Annotated in this window: 19 protein-coding genes; 7 read left to right on the forward strand and 12 right to left on the reverse strand. The window is 71.3% G+C overall.

Annotated elements, in window-relative coordinates; genetic code table 11:
- Window positions 1-91 precede the first annotated feature (91 nt).
- From ligD to ACH442_RS07370, 3 genes are all read right to left on the reverse strand, one after another.
- Entirely contained in the window at window positions 92-1,123 is a 1,032-nt protein-coding gene (gene ligD / locus ACH442_RS07360) for a non-homologous end-joining DNA ligase (RefSeq protein ID WP_396337088.1), read from the reverse strand.
- Window positions 1,124-1,212: 89 nt separating this feature from the next.
- Entirely contained in the window at window positions 1,213-1,920 is a 708-nt protein-coding gene (locus tag ACH442_RS07365; protein ID WP_396337089.1) for a hypothetical protein, read from the reverse strand.
- A 100-nt stretch (window positions 1,921-2,020) separates the two neighbouring features.
- The gene (locus tag ACH442_RS07370; RefSeq protein WP_396337090.1) at window positions 2,021-2,506 is read right to left on the reverse strand and encodes a hypothetical protein; all 486 of its coding nucleotides are present in this window, start codon (window positions 2,504-2,506) and stop codon (window positions 2,021-2,023) included.
- 63 nt (window positions 2,507-2,569) lie between these two features.
- On the opposite strand from ACH442_RS07370, the gene msrB reads away from it, so the two are divergent.
- Window positions 2,570-2,974: a peptide-methionine (R)-S-oxide reductase MsrB gene (gene msrB, locus ACH442_RS07375; protein WP_396337091.1), complete on the forward strand. Its 405-nt coding sequence runs from the start codon at window positions 2,570-2,572 to the stop codon at window positions 2,972-2,974.
- On the opposite strand, the gene ACH442_RS07380 is transcribed toward msrB, so the two are convergent.
- From ACH442_RS07380 to ACH442_RS07395, 4 genes are all read right to left on the reverse strand, one after another.
- Entirely contained in the window at window positions 2,960-3,427 is a 468-nt protein-coding gene (locus tag ACH442_RS07380; protein WP_396337092.1) for a dihydrofolate reductase, read from the reverse strand. The two genes, msrB and ACH442_RS07380, sit on opposite strands and share 15 nt — an antisense overlap.
- Window positions 3,424-4,221 (reverse strand): thymidylate synthase, encoded by a 798-nt coding sequence (locus ACH442_RS07385; protein ID WP_396337093.1) that lies wholly within the window; start codon window positions 4,219-4,221, stop codon window positions 3,424-3,426. The genes ACH442_RS07380 and ACH442_RS07385 overlap by 4 nt, the downstream gene beginning before the upstream one ends.
- A 13-nt stretch (window positions 4,222-4,234) precedes the next feature.
- Window positions 4,235-4,843: an NAD(P)H:quinone oxidoreductase gene (wrbA, locus tag ACH442_RS07390; RefSeq protein ID WP_396337586.1), complete on the reverse strand. Its 609-nt coding sequence runs from the start codon at window positions 4,841-4,843 to the stop codon at window positions 4,235-4,237.
- 63 nt (window positions 4,844-4,906) lie between these two features.
- Window positions 4,907-5,161: an isoamylase early set domain-containing protein gene (locus ACH442_RS07395; RefSeq protein WP_396337094.1), complete on the reverse strand. Its 255-nt coding sequence runs from the start codon at window positions 5,159-5,161 to the stop codon at window positions 4,907-4,909.
- Between the two features lie 83 nt (window positions 5,162-5,244).
- Here ACH442_RS07395 and ACH442_RS07400 point away from each other — a divergent pair, with 83 nt between their 5' ends.
- Window positions 5,245-5,691, forward strand: coding sequence for a GNAT family N-acetyltransferase (locus ACH442_RS07400; RefSeq protein ID WP_396337095.1), 447 nt, complete (start codon window positions 5,245-5,247; stop codon window positions 5,689-5,691).
- A 446-nt stretch (window positions 5,692-6,137) separates the two neighbouring features.
- Here the strand turns inward: ACH442_RS07400 and hemQ are convergent, their stop codons facing one another.
- The 3 genes from hemQ to hemE all read right to left on the reverse strand — a co-directional run bounded on the left by hemQ (window position 6,138) and on the right by hemE (window position 9,512).
- Window positions 6,138-6,839, reverse strand: a complete 702-nt coding sequence (hemQ, locus tag ACH442_RS07405; RefSeq protein ID WP_396337096.1) for a hydrogen peroxide-dependent heme synthase — start codon at window positions 6,837-6,839, stop codon at window positions 6,138-6,140.
- On the reverse strand, window positions 6,836-8,281 hold the full coding sequence (gene hemG / locus ACH442_RS07410; protein ID WP_396337097.1) for a protoporphyrinogen oxidase: 1,446 nt from the start codon (window positions 8,279-8,281) through the stop codon (window positions 6,836-6,838). The genes hemQ and hemG overlap by 4 nt, the downstream gene beginning before the upstream one ends.
- Before the next feature lie 199 nt (window positions 8,282-8,480).
- Complete coding sequence (gene hemE, locus ACH442_RS07415; RefSeq protein WP_396337098.1) at window positions 8,481-9,512, reverse strand: uroporphyrinogen decarboxylase; 1,032 nt, start codon at window positions 9,510-9,512, stop codon at window positions 8,481-8,483.
- Window positions 9,513-9,594: 82 nt separating this feature from the next.
- Here hemE and ACH442_RS07420 point away from each other — a divergent pair, with 82 nt between their 5' ends.
- Complete coding sequence (locus ACH442_RS07420) at window positions 9,595-10,167, forward strand: DUF3000 domain-containing protein (RefSeq protein WP_396337099.1); 573 nt, start codon at window positions 9,595-9,597, stop codon at window positions 10,165-10,167.
- Between the two features lie 312 nt (window positions 10,168-10,479).
- Here ACH442_RS07420 and ACH442_RS07425 read toward each other — a convergent pair whose 3' ends face one another.
- On the reverse strand, window positions 10,480-11,580 hold the full coding sequence (locus ACH442_RS07425) for a trypsin-like peptidase domain-containing protein (RefSeq protein WP_396337100.1): 1,101 nt from the start codon (window positions 11,578-11,580) through the stop codon (window positions 10,480-10,482).
- A gap of 176 nt (window positions 11,581-11,756) precedes the next feature.
- On the opposite strand from ACH442_RS07425, the gene ACH442_RS07430 reads away from it, so the two are divergent.
- The 4 genes from ACH442_RS07430 to ACH442_RS07445 all read left to right on the forward strand — a co-directional run bounded on the left by ACH442_RS07430 (window position 11,757) and on the right by ACH442_RS07445 (window position 17,779).
- Entirely contained in the window at window positions 11,757-13,049 is a 1,293-nt protein-coding gene (locus tag ACH442_RS07430; RefSeq protein ID WP_396337101.1) for an HRDC domain-containing protein, read from the forward strand.
- Between the two features lie 411 nt (window positions 13,050-13,460).
- Complete coding sequence (locus ACH442_RS07435) at window positions 13,461-14,657, forward strand: thiolase family protein (RefSeq protein ID WP_396337102.1); 1,197 nt, start codon at window positions 13,461-13,463, stop codon at window positions 14,655-14,657.
- Entirely contained in the window at window positions 14,654-16,717 is a 2,064-nt protein-coding gene (locus tag ACH442_RS07440; RefSeq protein WP_396337103.1) for a 3-hydroxyacyl-CoA dehydrogenase NAD-binding domain-containing protein, read from the forward strand. Before ACH442_RS07435 ends, ACH442_RS07440 begins: the two co-directional genes overlap by 4 nt.
- Window positions 16,718-16,825: 108 nt before the next feature.
- Complete coding sequence (locus tag ACH442_RS07445; RefSeq protein ID WP_396337104.1) at window positions 16,826-17,779, forward strand: hypothetical protein; 954 nt, start codon at window positions 16,826-16,828, stop codon at window positions 17,777-17,779.
- 11 nt (window positions 17,780-17,790) lie between these two features.
- On the opposite strand, the gene ACH442_RS07450 is transcribed toward ACH442_RS07445, so the two are convergent.
- The gene (locus tag ACH442_RS07450; RefSeq protein WP_396337587.1) at window positions 17,791-18,975 is read right to left on the reverse strand and encodes a sensor histidine kinase; all 1,185 of its coding nucleotides are present in this window, start codon (window positions 18,973-18,975) and stop codon (window positions 17,791-17,793) included.
- Window positions 18,976-19,006 lie beyond the last annotated feature (31 nt).

A 19,006-nucleotide genomic window follows, 5' to 3' on the forward strand; every position in this document is an offset into this window, starting at 1 on the left:
TTCTGGCTTGGTCGCTTGAACCAAATACCGGAGACCTCTTCAGTTATCGATCACCGCCACGCCGCAACATCGGCGCCCTACGAAACACGGCCTAGGAGCCGGGCTCCCAGTTGGCCCGGTTCATCTTGCTGGGCTGGACCCGAGGCGGCTCCCCCGGCATCTTCGGATGGTCCGGCGGATAAGGCATGTCCCCCAGCCCGTCCCGTTCATCCCGCTCCACCCATTCCAGCAGCACCGTCAGGTCATGCGCCACGTCGTCGATCGCCGCGTGCGGATCGCCGAGCTTCGCGATGCGTTCGGGGACGGTCCGCAGGTCGAAGTCGTCCGGTTCGACCTGACCCAGTTCGTCCCAGGTGATCGGCGTCGACACGGTGGCCCGCTGGTTGGCGCGCAGCGAGTAGGCGCAGGCGATCGTCCGGTCGCGGGCCATCTGGTTGAAGTCGAGGAACACTTTCTGTCCGCGTTCTTCTTTCCACCAGGCGGTGGTGATCCCGCCCGGGTTGCGCCGTTCCACTTCGCGGGCGAGCGCGATCGCGGCCCGCCGGACCTGCACGAAGTCCCACCGTGGGGCGATCCGCACGTAGATGTGCACGCCTCGCCCGCCGGACGTCTTCGGGTAGCCGACCCAGCCCAGTTCGTCGAGCACTTCGTGCACGACACCGGCTGCGGCGGTCACGTCGGTGAACGTGAGGCCGGGCTGCGGGTCGAGGTCGATGCGCAATTCGTCGGGGTGGTCGGGCTCGGCTCCGCGGACCGGCCACGGGTGGAACACCACGGTACCCATCTGGGCGGCCCATGCGACGTGCGCCAGGTCGGCGACGCAGAGCTCATCGGCCGTACGGGAACTGGGGAATGTGATTTTTGCCGTGTGGATCCAGTCGGGGACGCCGCGGGTCGGGATGCGCTTCTGGAAGAACGCCTCGCCGTCGAGACCGTCGGGGAAGCGTTGCAGGGTGGTCGGCCGGTCCCGCAGGGCGCGGAGGATGCCGTCGCCGACCGATCGGTAGTACTCGAAGACGTCCCGTTTGGTGTAGCCGCGTTCGGCGAAGACGACCTTGTCGGGGCTGCTCAGGCGCACGGTGTGGCCGGCGATCTGGTGCTCTTCCGCAGCGGCTTTCGGCATGTACCGACCCTATGCCACGCACAAGGTGAGGGTCACCCGACAAAGCCGGGTGACCCTCGCAAATCGGACACAGTGTGAATCAAGGCGGGTCAGGCTGTCTTCCGGGTGCGGGTGGACCAGAGCGCGCCCACGCCACCGGCCACCAGGAGCACCCCGACCGCGATCGTGGCACCGACGGGCCGGCCGGTCAACGGCAGCGAGCCGGAGCTGACGCCGCCCTTGACGGTGACCGACTTGCTCGACGTCGGCGACGGGACGGTCTCGTGGTCGACGCCACCACCGGGCACGGACTGCGCTCCGCCGGTCGGCGACACGCTCGTCCCGGTGGTCGGCGACACGCTGCTCCCGGTGGTCGGCGACACGCCGCCGTAGCCGGCGTGGCCACGGGTGCCACCCACGGTGTCCGGGCCGGCCGCAGCCCCGCCCGTAGCGGCCACCGAAACGGCCGGCGACGCAGCAGCAGGCGCGGTGGTGGCGGCCGGCGCGGTGGTAGCCGCTGCGGTGGTGGCGGCCGGCGCGGTGGTGGCCACTGCGGTGGTCGTCGGCGCGGTGGTCGCGGCGGGCGGCGTGGTCACGACGACGGTCGCGGTCGGTGCCGTGGTGGCCGGCTGCTCGGCCCCGTAGCCGGCACTGCCCCGGTCCGGGCTGGCGGTCACGGCCGGGTAGGCGGCCGGGGCCACGCCGGTGGCGGCCGGGGCAGCACCGGTGGCGAGAGCCGGCCAGGAGACGGCGAGCGCAGCGAAGACGGTGACACCGGCCGCGGGGAGACCCAGGGCCAGCCGACGAACTAAGCTCATGAGGAGTATCCGTTCTGTTGCTATTAGGTACATTTGCATCGTCTCACGCGAGCTTAACCGGAAATGCCGGTTTTACCGGAAAAGGATCTTCGGCGCGTCATCACCCCGGAAGTCCACCGAATCGGTGACTACGCCACAAATGAGACAGAGCAAACACCTTGAGCTCGAACTGCGGGTCAGCGGCGAAGAGTCCCCCGCTGTACGGCGCCGTGAGCTGCACACTCGCGCCGGAGTCGAGGTAGACCGAGACGACGTTGCGCCGGCCGCGGCGCTCGGCGCGCAGGTCCACCACCTGGTTCCACGGCACCTCGCCCTCGCCGAGCAACGAGGACGTACGGATCTCGCGGTTCCCGACCTCGACCCCGGTCCGCCGCCCGGTCATGATCCCCATCGCGATCCCGAGCATCAGCGGCGCCAGCACCAGCACCGCCCACGACCAGCCCGGCAGGCTCACCGCACCGGCCCACAGAACGGTCGCGATCACCCCCGTCGTGACGCTCGCCACGGCGCTCAGCGCACCGAGGTACAGGCCGTGGCCGAATGCCTGCTGGAAGGTCGGCCGGAACGTGGGAGATGCGGCGTCCATAGACGGCTCAACGGCTTCGGCGCAAACGCCGCCGCACCGGTGGTGCGACGTACCTTTGACGGCATGGCGATTGAAGAGACCACCCTGCCCACCACCGAGGACGAGTGGCGGGTCCGGCTCAACCCGGCCGAGTTCCGGGTGCTCCGCGAGGCCGGCACCGAGGCCCCCTGGAGCGGGGAGTATGTCGACACCAAGACCGAGGGGATGTATCACTGCCGCGGCTGCGGCGCCGAGCTCTACCCGAGCTCGACGAAGTTCGACTCGCACTGCGGGTGGCCGTCGTTCGACGACGCCATCCCGGGCGCGGTCAAGGAGATCGAGGACCGCACGCACGGGATGGTGCGGGTGGAGATCCGGTGCGCTCGCTGCGACGGGCACCTGGGCCACGTGTTCCGGGGTGAGGGCTTCACCGCCAAGAACACGCGGCACTGCGTGAACAGCCTGTCGATCAAGCTAGACCCGCGATAGGTCCTCGACCACGTAACGGATCCCGTTCGACGCGGTGATCCACCCGGTGGAGGCGGTCACCTTCCACTCCGGGCCCAGCTCGGGGGCGTAGGTGTCGCCCTCCACGTCCAGATCGATCGTCGTGCGCACGATGTGGTCCGCGACCGGCAGGAAAGCTGCGTAGATCGCCGCGCCTCCGATGACCCAGAAATCGTCTTCGACGATCAGATCCGGATTCGGTACGGCCTCAGCCCCGTCCGCCGTCCACGAAGCGTCCCGGGTGAGCACCACGTTCCGGCGCCCGGGCAACGGCCGGCGCGGCAGGGAGTCCCAGGTGGCGCGCCCCATCACCACGGTCGCGCCCCGGGTCCGTTCCTTGAAGATCGCCTGTTCGCCGGGCACGTGCCACGGGATGTCGCCCGCGGCGCCGATCACCCGGCGGTGCGCCTGCGCCCAGATCAGATGCACGCTCATACCGCGACGGGCGCCTTGATCGCCGGATGGTGCTTGTAGTCGACCACCGTGAAGTCCGCGAACTCGTAGTCGAAGAGGCTCGGCTTCGGCGCGATCTGCAGGGCCGGGAACGGGTACGCCTCCCGGCTCAGCTGCTCGGTCACCTGCTCGACGTGGTTGTCGTAGATGTGGCAGTCGCCGCCGACCCAGATGAAGTCGCCCGGGATCAGCCCGACCTGGTCGGCGATCATGCGGGTGAGCAGCGCGTACGACGCGATGTTGAACGGCACGCCGAGGAACAGGTCGGCGCTGCGCTGGTAGAGCTGGCAGCTCAGCCTGCCGTCGGCGACGTAGAACTGGAACATCGCGTGGCACGGCATGAGCGCCATCTCGTCCAGTTGTCCCACGTTCCACGCCGAGACGATCATGCGGCGCGAGTCCGGATTTTTCCGCAACGTGTCGAGCAGGTCGGCAATCTGGTCCACGTGACCGTCCGGGGTGGGCCACGATCGCCACTGGTATCCGTAGACCGGGCCGAGTGAACCGTCAGGCGCGGCCCATTCGTCCCAGATCGTCACGCCCTGGTCCCGCAGCCACTGCACGTTCGTCTCCCCGCGCAGGAACCAGAGCAGCTCCACCGCGATCGACTTGAAATGCACCCGCTTCGTCGTGACCAGCGGGAAGCCCTCGGACAGGTCGTAGCGCAGGCGCTCGCCGAAGAGGCTGCGGGTGCCGGTCCCGGTCCGATCGCCCTTCGGCGTCCCGGTCTCCAGCACCCGCCGGAGAAGATCTTCGTACTGCGTGTCGACGGCCATGGCCCCCTTTTTATCAGGCCCGGAGCTTGCCGCCGATCTGCACGATGCGGCGCGCGAGGTGATCGAGGGCGGCGAACTGCACGTCCGTGAGCGGCGCGTCGTTCGACCCGCCGGTGACGTGAGAGACGCCATAGGGGTTGCCGTCGGCGAACTTCAGCGGATCCGTGTAACCGGGCGCCACGACCACGCCACCGAAGTGATAGATCGTGTTGTAGAGCGCCAGCAGCGTCGACTCCTGCCCGCCGTGCTCGGTCATCGACGCGGTGAACCCGGCGTACGCCTTGTTCGCCAGCTGCCCCTGCGCCCACTGCGGGCCGAGCGTGTCGATGAACTGCTTGAGCTGGCTGGTCACGTTGCCGTACCGGGTCGGTGTGCCGAACAGCACCGCGTCCGCCCACACCACGTCGTCCGCGGTCGCCCGCGGCTCGTCCTTGGTGGTGTCGAAGTGCTGGCTCCACGCCGCGTTCGACGCGATCGCCTCGGCCGGGGCCAGCTCGGTCACCTGCCGCAGGCGTACCTCGGCGCCGGCTTTCTCGGCCGACTCCTGCAACCTCTGCGCCATCTTGTGCACGGTGCCGGTAGCCGAGTAGTAGATGATCGCCAGCTTGACGTCTGCCACGATGTGCCCTTCGTCAGAGGATATTGCCAGCACCAGCAAATCCCCCGCGACGGGTCCGGGAAACGTTTATAGGCGGAGTTCACTGCCCTCCGGGTCGTCGAACCAGACACCACCGGTGGCCAGGTACCGGAACTGGTACTCCCCCGGGTCGAGCGGGACACTCACCGTCCGGGTGCCGTTGCGGCGTACCTGCAGCTCATGTTTGCCCGGCTGCCAGTCGTTGAAGGTGCCGACCACGCTCACCACCCCGGACGGCTCGTCCGCCGGGAGGGTGAAGGTCACCCGCGTCTTGTTGCCGAACAGTTTGCTGCGCTTGATCATGGCGTCCTCCACAGGCCGTAGCCCCATCACTACAACAGCGGGACCGGCAACGCGGTGACGACGCGCCGCTCTACGCTGTCCCGATGCACCCTGAGCAGCACGACGAGTTCCGCGCGGCCTCGTTCCGCGACCTGACCGCCGCCACGCTCTACGACATCCTGCGACTACGGAGCGACGTGTTCGTGGTGGAGCAGGAATGCGCCTACCCCGACCTGGACGGCCGCGACACCGAACCCGGTACCCGACACCTATGGTTCTCCCGCGATCGGGAGATTCGGGCCTATCTGCGGATTCTCGATGACCATGGGACGGAACGCATCGGTCGGGTCGTCACCGCCAAGTCGGCCCGCGGCTCCGGACTGGCCGGCCGCCTCATGACCCACGCGCTGGAGATCATCGGCCATCGCCCGGCGGTTCTCGACGCCCAGTCATACCTGGTCGACTTCTACGCGAAGTTCGGTTTCGTCCCCTCCGGCCCGGAGTTCGTCGAGGACGGCATCCCCCACACCCCCATGACCCGGAAAATCTGACCGAACACCCTTTTCCCGTACGCCCGTGAGCCGCCCGCCGTCCGAAAGTCCGCGACCACCCAGGTGGTCCCGGCCGCAGCGCGCCCCGAGAACACCCCGCGAGCCCGCCGCCGCACCAGACCCGGCCGCAAGCGGGACTCCGCGGCCCGCGCCAGCCGCTCGACGGGCCGGGCTCTCCGGCCCCACCAGCCGCTCGACGGGCGGCTGTGACGGGACCGGAGCCGGAACGGAAGCCAGAACGGAAGCCGGGACGGGACCAGTGCCGGGGCGGGAGCCGTGGACGGGTTTGTCGCCCTGACCGCGACCACCCACGGACGTCGCCCTTGCGGGCCTCGCGTCCTGGGCCGGCCACGGCCCTGCGAGGACCGGAAGGGTCCCCGCGGGAGCGGCGGTCCGGACCACAGCGGACCCAGGACCTGAAGATCTTGAAGTTGATCTTCAGGTGATCAGGGGAGAGAAGCGGCGATTTCGGTCACCGAGCGGCGGCGGCCGGTGTAGAACGGCACTTCCTCGCGGACGTGCCGGCGCGCCCGGGAGGCCCGCAGGTCGCGCATCAGGTCGACGATGCGGTGCAGTTCGTCGGCCTCGAACGCGAGCATCCACTCGTAGTCGCCCAGCGCGAACGACGCGACCGTGTTGGCCCGCACGTCCGGGTAGCCGCGGGCCTGGCGGCCGTGCTCGGCGAGCATGTCGCGGCGCTCGGCGTCGGGCAGCAGGTACCACTCGTAGGAGCGGACGAACGGGTAGACGCAGATGTACGGCCGCGCCTCCTCCCCGGCCAGGAACGCCGGCAGGTGGCTCTTGTTGAACTCGGCCGGCCGGTGCAGCGCCATCTGCGACCAGACCGGGGTCAGGTGGCGGCCCAGCGCGGTGCGGCGGAACAGCGAGTACGCCTCCTGCAGCGCGTCCGAGTCGCTGGAGTGCCACCAGATCATCAGGTCCGCGTCGGCGCGCAGGCCGGACAGGTCGTACGTGCCGCGGATCGTCACATCCTTCGCCGCGAGCTGCTCGAAGAGCGTGTCGACCTCGCCGGCCAGTTCGTCGCGCAGCGCCGGCAGCGGGCTGGACGCCCGGAAGACCGACCACATCGTGTACCGGATCGTGGCGTTCAACTCGTTGATCCGAGCCGCGTTCGTCTGCTCACTCATGCACTTGCCTCCAGGTAAATGCTCACATCGTCGGCCGCCGCCCCGCCACTGGCCACACACACCGGGATGCCCACGCCGTCGAGCGCCGCCCCGGCCACGGCCAGGCCCGGCGGCAGCGCCTCACGCACGGCCCGGACCCGGTCGGGGTGGCCCGGCGCGTACTGCGGGAGGCCGCCTCCCCAGCGCTGGATCCACGACTCGACAGGCTCCGGCAGGTCCACGCCGGCCAGCTCGCTCAGCTCCCGGTGCGCGATCTCGAGCAGGGCCTGGTCGCTGAGCTGCAACCGGTCCTCCTCACCGGCCCGGCCGAGCGACGCCCGTACGATCACCGGCGATTCCGGCCCGGCCAGGTGCGGCCATTTGCGGGTGAAGAACGTGGCCGCCTTGACCAGGGTGCCCTCGCCCGGCGGGACCAGGAAGCCGGACAGCTCGGGCAGCGTGGTGCCGGGCGGGAGGGCCAGGCCGGCGAGGGCGACGCTCGCATACTCCAACTGGCCGATCGCGGCGGCGGCCTCGGGCGCGACCGCGGTCAGGAGCCGGGCCGCCGGTTTCGCCGGGACGGCCAGGATCACGGCGTCGACGTCGTCGGCCTGCGGCTCGGGGGCGGGGCCGAGCACGAGGTGCCAGCGGTCCCCGGCCCGCACGATCTCCCGCACCGGCAGCCCGAGGCTGATCCGGGCGCGGGCCGCGGTCGCCGCCGCCCCGATCAGCCGGCTCATCCCGCCGTCGACGGCCGCGAAAACAGGCCGGCCCGGGGTACGTCTGCTCAGCGCCTGAGCGGCCCGGACCGCCCCGCGCAGCGTGTGCTCGGTCTCGGCGGTGCGGGCGAGCTGCGGCATCGTGGCGCGCAGCGACAACCGGTCGGCCCGCCCGGCGTAGACGCCACCGAGCATCGGGTCGACCAGCCGGTCCACCACCTCCGCGCCGTAGCGGGCGCGGACCAGCTCGCCGACCGCGACGTCCGCACCCGGGGCGAGCAGCGGACGGCCGTCGTCGGCGTCCGCATCCTCGTCGGGGAAGGCCACGCCGTCCAGCGCCGACAGGTCGCCGGGGACGCCGACCAGGGTGCCGGCCGGGACCCGCGCGAGTTTCCCGCCGATCGCCAGCGCGGCCGGCTGGGCGGCCGGGTGCACCAGCGCGTCACCGAGGCCGACCCGGCGGACGAACGTCACCGCCGCGGACTCGCCGCCGTCGGGAGCACCGTTCAGGAACGACTCGGCGCCGCGCTCGACCGTCACCCCGGCCAGCTCGCCGGTGCGCAGTTTGCCGCCGAGGGCGCCGCCCTGCTCGTACACGATGATCTCGGTGTCCGCGGGTGTCACATCTCGCAGGCGCACCGCAGCCGCAAGGCCGGCGATGCCTCCACCGATGACCGCGATCCGCTTCCGCACGCTCTCCACCCTCCCAGGCCGCACCGCCGCTCGCCCAGCGGGGGTCAGCATGTGTGATGCCGCCCGGGCCGCCCAGGGCCGGAAGTCACTCGCCTGTCCTGGCCCCGCTCGGGGGCCAACGCGGCCGGAGCGCATTTCGCCCGTCGGCGTCGACAGGCGCCGAGAATGCCAAGCGAAGCGTGGTCGTCCTCAGTGCCCTCGACGCCGACCGTCCGGGGCGAAACGCCGCCGGGCGGAGGGGCAGGCCCGGTTATCCAGTGACTTCGTGCACCAGGGCGGTCAGTCGCGTCAGGACGTCCGGGTCGGTTTCCGGCATCACGCCGTGACCGAGGTTGAACACGTGCCCCGGCGCGGACCGGCCCTGCTCCAGCACCCGCCGGGCCTCACGCTCGACCACGTCCCACCCGGCGAACAGGATCGCCGGGTCCAGGTTGCCCTGCACGGCGCGGTCCGGGCCGATGCGCTTGGTCGCCACGTCCAGCGGGGTGCGCCAGTCGACGCCGACGACGTCCGCGCCGGCCTCGCCCATCGCCTCCAGCAGCACGGCCGTACCCACCCCGAAGTGGATCCGCGGCACGCCGGCGTCGAGCAGGCCGCGCAGCACATCCGCGGAGTACGGCATGACGTGGCGCCGGTAGTCGGCCTCGGAGAGCGCGCCGGCCCACGAGTCGAAGAGCTGCACCGCGCTGACCCCGGCGTCGATCTGCGTCCGCAGGAACGACAGCGTGATGCCGGCGAGGCGGGACATCAGGGCGTCCCAGAGCTCCGGCTCGCCGTACATCATCGCCTTGGTCTTGAGGTAGGTCCTCGACGGACCGCCCTCGATCAGGTAGCTGGCCAGCGTGAACGGCGCCCCGGCGAAGCCGATCAGCGGGGTGGCGCCGAGCTCGGCGACGAGCAGCCGCACCGACTCGGCGACGTAGTCCACGTCGTCCGCGGTGATCGGCCGCAGCCGCTCCAGATCCTTCGCGGTGCGCACCGGCGTGCCGACGACCGGGCCGGTGCCGGGCACGATGTCCAGGTCGATGCCGGCCGCCGCGATCGGCACGACGATGTCGCTGTAGAGGATCGCCGCGTCCACGTTGTGCCGGCGGACCGGCTGCAGGGTGATCTCGGTGACCAGTTCCGGCCGGCGGCACGACTCCAGCATCGGGATCCCCTCGCGGATCTTCCGATACTCCGGCAGCGAGCGCCCGGCCTGCCGCATGAACCAGACCGGAGTGTGCGAACCGGGCAAACCCCGACAGGCACGGACGAAAGCGGAATCTTCGAGAACGGTCACCGGGTCATCGTGCCACGTGAGTGAGGAAGCCCCGGCGGCGCGGCGAAGGCAGCCGGGGCGTAGATCGGCATACTCTTCCCCCATGGCGTCCCCCTCCGCTGTTCCCGAGGCGTTCACCCGAGCGGTGGCCGCGTTGCGCGCGGATTCGCCACGGCCCGAGATCCTGCTCGAGGAGATCGCCGCGCCGCAGCGGCTCGCGCCGTACTCGTTCGCGCTCAGCGCCACCGTCCTGCGCTCCGGTGACGAGGTCGCCAGCGGGCGCCTCATCCTCCTGCACGACCCGGCCGGCCACGACCAGTGGCGCGGCGACCTGCGACTCGTCACCCTGGTCACCGCCGAGCTCGAACCCGACCTGGCCACCGACCCGCTGCTCCCCGCGGTCGCCTGGACCTGGCTGACCGACGCGCTGGAACAGTTCTCGGCGTCCTACACGGCGATCGGCGGCACGGTCACCGAGACCGCCTCCACCCGCTTCGGCGAGCTCGCCGGTCCGGCCCCCACCGCCGACCTCGAGGTCCGCGCCTCCTGGACCCCGACCTCCGACGACTTCGCCGCCCACCTGCGCGGCTGGTGCGCCATGCTCGCCTCCACGGCCGGCCTGCCCCCGCCCGGCGTCTCCTCGCTCACCGACCGCCACCGCGCCCCGGCCTCCTGAAGAACCAGGCACGCTGCCGCCGGCCGAGCCCTTTCCCTCGTTCTCCCTGGCCGCAGTACGCCCGGGCAACGCCCCGACCGCACCCACCCGCCCTGGTCCAGGCCCGCGACCCGATCCCGGTGCCGGCCCGCCCGGCGACCATCCGCGCGGTCCGGTCCCCCGCCCGCCGAGCGCAAGCCGCCCCGAATCGGCCCGGGGCCGGAGGCGCGGCCGGGAGGGCGACCAGCGGCGGGGCTCGCGTACCCCAGGGCCACGAGACGGGCGAGCCCCGCGCGAGGGGTCGCGCGGGGCTGTCGGGCCGGGCGGTATGAGCTAGCAGACCTTGAACGTGTCGCAGGCCGTCTTGATGTCGATGCCGAGGCCGATGCCCTCGGCGTCACGGGCCTTGGCCGTGGCGAGCGCGACCACCTGCTTGCCGGCGTTGACGACCGGGCCGCCCGAGTTGCCGGGGTTGATCGGCGCGTCGAACTGGATCGTCGGGCCGTCGTCGTCCTGCCGGTACGCGCTGATCACACCCTGCGTGACGGTGTCGTCGAGGCCGAGCGGCGCGCCGACCACGACCACCGGCTGACCGGGTTTGACCGTGCCGGTGAAGACCGCGAGCGGCTTGATCGTCTTCTTGGCGACGAGGAGCGCGAGGTCCTTGTCCTCGTCGACCTTGACGATCGTCGCGTTGATCTTCGTGTTCCCGCGTTCGAGCGTGACCGACTTGTTGCCGGCCTTGAAGATCGACTCGACGACGTGGAAGTTGGTGAACAGGTTGGCGGTGCCGTTCGCGGCCTTGGTCCCGACCGAGAACGCGGTGCCGGTGAAGTCGCCCGCCCGGACCCGGAAGACGCTGGGCAGCGACGCGGTCGAGATGGCCTCCGGGTCGAAGACGTTGGTGAGCGCCTTCTCCAGTTCGGCGTTGCGGTCCTTCTCGGCCGAGGTCAGCGCGTCGTTGGCGCTGATCACCGACTCGATCCGGTAGGCCTGCCAGCCGACGACGGCGAGCAGGACCGCGACCAGTCCGAAGACGATCGGCTTGGTGCGGCCGGAGAGCCCGGCGGCGCGGGAAGCCGGCTGCGGGGCCGGAGCCTCGTAGGCCGGCGGTACGTAGGCCGGGGCGGACCAGGTCGCCTGCGGCTGCTCGGCCCAGCTCGGAGCCGGTTCCGGTTCCTGCCACGCCGGCTGCGGCTGCGCCCAGGCCGGCTGCTGCGGGGCCGCCCAGGGATCCTCCGCCTGACGGTAACCGTCGTCCTGCCGCTGGTCGCCGTAACGGTCCGGCCCTTGATCGCCGTAACGGTCCGGCCGCTGATCGCCGTAACGGTCCTGGTAGCGATCGTCGTAGTGCTCTTCCCGCCGCGCGGCGTAACGGTCCCGGCCGGGCTCTGATGAGCCGGCGGGGACGAAGGGCTCGTAGGTGGCGGTCATCCGCACGGCCTCCCGGTGTCTCGGCGTGGCACCCGGGTATACGGACCGGAACGCGCAATGGTTGAACCCGGAAGCTGTGCGTGAGATATGAGAACCGGGCCGGAAGTCGATCGAGAAATCGGCGCGCCGGGACCCGGCTGCGCACGGCGAGGGTGTAACCCCCGTACGGTTACGGAGTGACCGACGAAACACCCCTGCGCCGTCGGGACACGCCAGAGCCAGCAGGGGACGGACCGCACGACGTGCCGCCCGACCCGAGTTCTGGCGGTTCCGAGGCTGTTCCCCTGACAGCACCTCGCGACGGCACCCCTGCTCCCGTGGAGAGTGCCACCGAGCTGGCCGAGATCGTGGCCCGGATGGCCGCGGGCACCGGCCCGGTCGCCGTGGACGCCGAGCGCGCCTCCGGCTACCGGTACACCCAGCGCGCCTACCTGGTGCAACTGCGCCGGGCCGGCGCCGGCACCGTGATGATCGACCCGCTGCCCCTGGACGACCTGCGCACCCTGGACACGGCCCTGGCCGACGCCGAGTGGGTGCTGCACGCCGCCAGCCAGGACCTGCCGTGCCTGGCCGAGCTGGGGATGCGGCCGCGCCGGCTGTTCGACACCGAGCTGGCCGCGCGGCTGGCCGGGTACGAACGGGTCGGCCTGGCCGCACTCACCGAGAACCTGCTCGGCTTCTCGCTGGAGAAGCACCACTCGGCGGCGGACTGGTCGACCCGGCCGCTGCCGGACTCCTGGTTGACGTACGCGGCGCTGGACGTGGAACTGCTCACCGACCTGCGCGACCTGCTCGCCGCCGAACTGGACCGGCAGGGCAAGGCGGCCTGGGCCGCGGAGGAGTTCGCCGCGCTGGTCGCCGGTGCCGACCGGCCGCCCCGGGTCCGCGCCGACCCGTGGCGCCGCACGTCCGGCATCCACCGGGTGCGCGGTGCGCGGGCCCAGTCCCGGGTGCGCGCGCTCTGGTACGCGCGGGACAGTGTCGCCGCCCGTCGTGACTCGGCGCCGGGCCGGGTGCTGCCCGACTCGGCGATCGTGGCCGCGGCCGAGGCGGATCCGAAGGACGAGCGCACGCTGCTGGCCATCCCCGGGTTCGGCGGCCGTTCGGTGCGCCGCCTCGCGCGGATCTGGCTGGACGCGCTGGACCAGGCCCGGGCGCTGCCGGACGACGCGCTGCCGGTGAACCAGCCGGTGGAGGGGCCGCCTCCGCCGCACCGCTGGGCCGAACGCGACCCGGTCGCGGCGGCCCGGCTCGCCCGCTGCCGGGCCGTGGTGGTGGGCACCGCGGAGACGCACCGCCTGCCCCCGGAGAACCTGATCAGCCCGGATTACATCCGCCGCCTGGCCTGGTCCCCGCCGGACGACATCAGCGCGCAGACGGTCAGCGACACGCTGCGGGGCTTCGGCGCCCGCAACTGGCAGGTCGGCCTGATCGCCGGCCAGCTCGCCGCCGTCCTGCCGGCTGAATAGCCTGCTTGCCGGGTCTGCTTGCTCCGCTTCGCTCCGCGCAAAACGTCTGGTAATCGGTGCGGAGTCAGTTGATTTGCCGCGGCGGCAAATCAGCTGACTCGGCACCGGCGGCGTTTCGCGAAGACCCGGTGAGCCGTAACCGTGGCTGCGGTCCGACCGCGACCACCCACGGACGTCGCCCTTCCGGTCTGAGCGTTCTGGGCGCCCCGCGCCCTGCTCGGATCGGGAGGGTCCCCGCGGGAGCGACGGTCGGTACCCCGGCGGACCTGGGACCAAAAGCCCTTGACCTTGATCTTCTGAGCGACGACGAAACCGCGCTGTGACATTTCGGCAAGGCTCTGGCACCCGCTAGTTACCCACGAGTAGCATTCGTCTCACGTTCTGGGTTCACGCCCGCATTGGAGGCTTGCTGTGCCCCGTGAAGTACGCGAGGTCGTCTTCGTCGACGGCGTCCGCACCCCGTTCGGCAAAGCGGGCGGCATGTATGCCGAGACCCGCGCCGACGACCTGGTGATCCGCTGCATCCGAGAGCTGATCAAGCGGAATCCCCAGCTCCCGACGGACCGGGTGGACGAGGTCGCGATCGCGGCCACCACCCAGACCGGCGACCAGGGCCTGACCATCGGCCGGACCGCGGCGCTGCTGGCCGGGCTGCCCAAGACGGTCCCGGGCTACGCGGTGGACCGGATGTGCGCCGGCGCGATGACCGCGGTGACCAACGTCGCCGGTGGTATCGCGATGGGGGCCTACGACCTGGCGATCGCCGGCGGGGTCGAGCACATGGGCCGGCACCCGATGGGCGAGGGCGCCGACCCGAACCCGCGGATCCTCACCGAGAAGCTGGTCGACCCGTCCGCCCTGGTCATGGGCTCGACGGCGGAGAACCTGCACGACCGGCTGCCGCACATCACCAAGGAGCGCACCGACCGCTTCGGGCTGAACTCGCAGCTGAAGACCGCGAAGGCGTATGCCGACGGCAAGCTCCAGCCGGACCTGGTCCCGGTCGCCATTCGCAGCGCCGAGCTGGGCTGGGGCCTGGCCACGGTCGACGAGGCGCCGCGCGAGACCTCGCTGGAGAAGCTCGCCACGCTGAAGACCCCGTTCCGCCCGCACGGCCGGGTCACCGCCGGCAACGCGGCCGGGCTCAACGACGGCGCCACCGCGGCGATCCTGGCCGACGAGGCGACCGCCCGCGAGCTGGGCCTGCCGGTGGCGATGCGGCTGGTGTCGTTCGCCTACGCCGGGGTCGAGCCGGAGATCATGGGCTACGGCCCGATCCCGTCGACCGAGAAGGCGCTGAAGAAGGCCGGCCTGACCATCGACGACATCGGCCTGTTCGAGCTGAACGAGGCGTTCGCGGTGCAGGTGCTGGCGCTGCTCGACCACTACGGCATCGCCGACGACGACCCGCGGGTCAACGCGTGGGGCGGCGCGATCGCCATCGGTCACCCGCTCGCGTCCTCCGGCGTGCGGCTGATGACGCAGCTGGCGCGGCAGTTCGCCGAGCACCCCGAGGTGCGGTACGGCATCAACGCGATGTGCATCGGTATCGGCATGGGCGGCACCGTGATCTGGGAGAACCCGAACTGGGAAGGCTTCGACAAGTGATCGAGAACCCGAACGAGGTCGTGACCAAGGCCCTCCTGCGTTCCGTCCGGGTTCCCGGGCTGGACAAGCCGGTCGCGCTGATCACCCTGGACAACGGCTTCGACCACAAGAAGCCGAACAGCTTCGGACCGGCCGGCCTGAAGTCGCTGGACGAGGCGATCACCGCGGCGACCGCGGCGGACCCGGCGTTCATCGCGATCACCGGCAAGCCGTACATCTTCTGTGTCGGCGCCGACATCACCGGCATGCCGCTGCTGGCCTCCCGCGAGCAGGCCGTCGAGCTGGGCGAGCTGGGTCACCGGGTCTTCGCGCGGCTGAAGGACAGCACGATCCCGACGTTCGCGTTCGTGAACGGCGCGGCCCTCGGCGGTGGCCTCGAGGTCGCTCTGCACTGCCACTACCGCACGGTGTCGACCGGTGCGGCCGCGCTCGGCCTGCCCGAGGTCGCGATCGGCCTGATCCCCGGCTGGGGCGGCTCCCAGCTGCTGCCGAACCTGATCGGCATCCCCGGCGCGGCCCAGGTGATCCTGCAGAACCCGCTGACCCAGAAGACGCTGCGCCCGAAGCAGGCCAAGGAGCTGGGTGTCGCCGACGCGCTGTTCGAGGCGGCCGACTTCCTGGAGGACTCGCTGGCCTGGGCGGCCGGCGTGGTCAAGGGCGACGTGACCGTCGAGCGTCCCGAGATCGACCGGGACATGTGGGACGGCGTGCTCTGGTTCGCCAAGAACCAGCTGGACGAGAAGCTGCACGGCGCGGTCCCGTCGGCCAACAAGGCGCTGGAGCTGCTGGCCCTGGCCAAGGAGGCGTCGTTCTCCGACGGCACCGCGGCCGAGACCGAGGCTCTCGCCGACCTGATCATGGGCGACGAGGCCCGCGCCAGCCTGTACGCGTTCGACCTGGTCCAGCGCCGGGCCAAGCGCCCGGTCGGCGTGCCGGACAAGTCGCTCGCCCGCAAGGTCACCAAGGTCGGCATCGTCGGCGCCGGCCTGATGGCGTCCCAGCTGGCCCTGCTCTTCCTGCGCCGCCTGCAGGTCCCGGTCGTGCTGACCGACCTGGACCAGGAGCGCGTCGACAAGGGTGTCGCCTACGTGACCGGCGAGATCGACAAGCTGGTCGGCAAGCGCCGCCTGGACGAGGGCACCGCGGCCAAGCTGCGCGGCCTGATCAGCGGTTCGGTCGACAAGTCGGTCTTCGCCGACGCCGACTTCGTGATCGAGGCGGTCTTCGAGAACCTCGAGCTCAAGAAGAAGATCTGGGCCGAGTTCGAGGGAATCGTCAAGCCGGAGGCGATCCTCGCCACCAACACCAGCTCGCTGTCGATCACCGAGATGGCGGCCGACCTGCAGCACCCCGAGCGGGTCGTCGGCTTCCACTTCTTCAACCCGGTCGCCGTCCTCCCCCTGCTGGAGATCATCCGGGGCGAGAAGACCGACGACGCCACGCTGGCCACCGCGTTCGCGGTCGGCCGGGAGCTGAAGAAGTCCTCGGTGCTGGTCAAGGACGCCCCGGCGTTCGTGGTCAACCGGGTGCTGACCCGCTTCACCAGCGAGGTGTTCAAGGCGGTCGACGCCGGCACCCCGCTGGAGGTGGTGAACGAGGCGTTCGACCCGATGGGCCTGCCGATGCGCCCGATCGCGCTGCTGCAGCTGGTCGGGCCGGCGGTCGCCTACCACGTCGGTGAGACGCTGCACCGCGCCTTCCCGGACCGGTACGTGGACAGCCCCAACCTCAGGCGCATCGTCGACGCCGGCCTGCCGCTGCTGGTCGACGACGAGATCAACGCCGAGGTGGTCAAGCTGCTCGAGGTCGGTGACACCGTGCTCACCGGCGACGAGGTGCGGGCCAGGGCGCTCGCCGCGCTGGCCGAGGAGATCCGGATCATGCTCGACGAGGGTGTGGTCGCGGAGGCCCAGGACATCGACCTGTGCATGATCCTCGGGGCCGGTTACCCGTTCCATCTGGGCGGCATCACGCCGTACCTGGACCGCAGCGGGGTCGCCGAGCAGGTCACCGGGAAGCGCTTCCTGCCGCCGGGCCTGGCGGACGTACGCCGTTCCTAGAGCGTGATTCACCCGACGCCCCCGCCCGTCATCCGGGTGGGGGCGTCGCTTTTTGTCACACCGCGCGGATAGGCTGCGGCGCGTTACCCCTGATCCTGGAGTCCGTCGATGTCGCAAGACCCGTACTCGGGCCCGCCCTTCTCCGGCGCGCCGAACCCCAACGTGCCCGGGCCCGATCCGGCCCCCGCGCTCCCACCGACCCAGCCCTTCCCCCCGGCGTTCGGGCAGCAGCCCGGTTACCCGGCGCAGCCGCCGGGCTACCCGCCGCAGCCGCCGGCCGGTTACCCCCAGCAGCCGTACGGTGCGCCCCCGTCGCCCTACGAGCAGCCCCCGCAGCCCTACGGTCAGCCGTACGGTCAGCCGGTCTTCCCGCAGCAGCCGCAGTTCGCCCCGATCCCCCCGGCGCCGCCGAAGAAGAAGTGGACGCTCCCGATCGTGCTCGTCTCGATCGCGATCGTGCTGGTGCTCTGCGTCGGCGGCCTCGTCGTGATCGGCATGGCCCACGACGACAGCAAGGACGCGACGACCACGTCGGCCGACGCGGACCCGACCACGGGCAGCCGGACCGAGAGCACCACCGGCAGCACCGCCGCGCCGGCCGGTGACATCACCGTGGTCGAGCCGAAGACCCTCGGCGGCCGGGCGAAACTGGACACCAAGGAGTTCAACGCCGTCACCGAGACGATGGAGGACGGTCTGCTGACCTCCTACCCCGGGGCGACGAAGTCGTTCGGCGCGTTCTACGGCTCCCCGGCGAAGAAGAACATGGTGATGGCGATCGCGGTCGCCGCCCCGATCCCCAACCCGCAGCTGGAGCTCGACAAGAACTTCACCAACATGAGCCTGACCGGGCTCGCGGTGGACGACGTGGCCGAGGTCGACCCCGGGTCGCTGGGCGGGTCGGCCAAGTGCGGCAACAGCGAGACGTCCGGGATCGACCTGGCCGTCTGCGTCTGGTCCGACGACGGCAGCGTCGGCATGCTGGTGTGGTATTACTCGTCGGCCGGCAAGGCGAAGGCCGAGTTCCCGAAGCTGCGCGCCCAGATGGAGCAGGTCAAGTAAGCCCCCGGGGCCTACACGCGCGGAACGCTGGCGGTCGCGGCCACCACCGGGGTGGTGGCCGCGGCCGGGAGCGAGACCGTGACCTCCAGCCCGCCGTCGGCCAGGGCGATCGCCGAGACCGTGCCGCCGTGCGCGTCGCACACCGCCCGCACGATGGAGAGCCCCAGCCCGGAGCCTCGTGACCCGGTCCGCTCCCAGCCGCCCCGGCGGAACGGCTCGAACAGCCCCGGCACCTCGGCCTGCTCCACCTCGTGACCGGTGTTGCCGACGATCAGCCGGGCCTGCCCGTCGACCGACGCGGTGCGCAGCCACAGCCGGCCGAGCAGGTGGTTGTAGCGGATCGCGTTCTCGATCAGGTTGCCGGCCAGCCGGTCCAGCAGGCTCGGGTCGCCGACCACGGGCGCCGCCGCGAGATCGGTGGTGATCTCCAGCCGCATCCGCTCGGCCTCGTCCTTGACCGCCGACAGCGCGTTGTAGGCGCTGGTCGCCAGGTCGGCCGGCACCTTGCGGACCAGCCGGCGGCCGGACTGCGCCTCCGAGCGGGCGAGCACCAGCAGCGCGTCGACCAGCCCGTTGGCCCGGGCCGAGGCGTCCCGGACGACCCGGGCCATCCGCCGGTACTCCGCGAGGTCGGCCTCGGGGTCGCTGAGTGTCACGTCGATCTCGGTGCGCATCACGGCGAGCGGGGTCCGCAGCTCGTGGGAGGCGTTCGCGACGAACCGTTTCTGCGACTCGAACGCCTCGGCCAGCCGGTCCAGCATCGCGTCGAACGTCCGGGCCAGCTCGGCCACCTCGTCGTCCGCCCCCGCGTAGCGGATCCGCTGGTCCAGCGTCTCCTCGCCGAGCCGCTGGGCGGTCTGCGTGACCGTGTGCAGCGGCCGCAGCGCCCGCCGGGTCACCAGGTATCCCCCGGCGATGCCGATGATGCCGATCGCCACCAGCGCGCTCAGCCCCTTGACCAGCAGCTGGTCGGAGGCCGCGTCGATGGTCCGGGTCTGCCAGGCGCGGGCCTCCCGGACGCTGCCGTCGTTGAGCGTCACCGTCGAACCGGCCCGCAGCTCGTCGGCCGGGTGCAGCGACTCGTCGACCAGCAGCCAGGCCAGCACCACCAGCACCGCACCGGCCGCGACCAGCAGAATCCCGTTCAGCAGGGTGAGCCGCAACCGCAGGGTGGGCCGGGCCAGCCGGCGCAGCAGACCCGGCCGCTGCGGCTGGCCCTGCTGCTGC

This window comes from Actinoplanes sp. NPDC020271, from assembly GCF_044388125.1.
GTDB lineage: Bacteria > Actinomycetota > Actinomycetes > Mycobacteriales > Micromonosporaceae > Actinoplanes.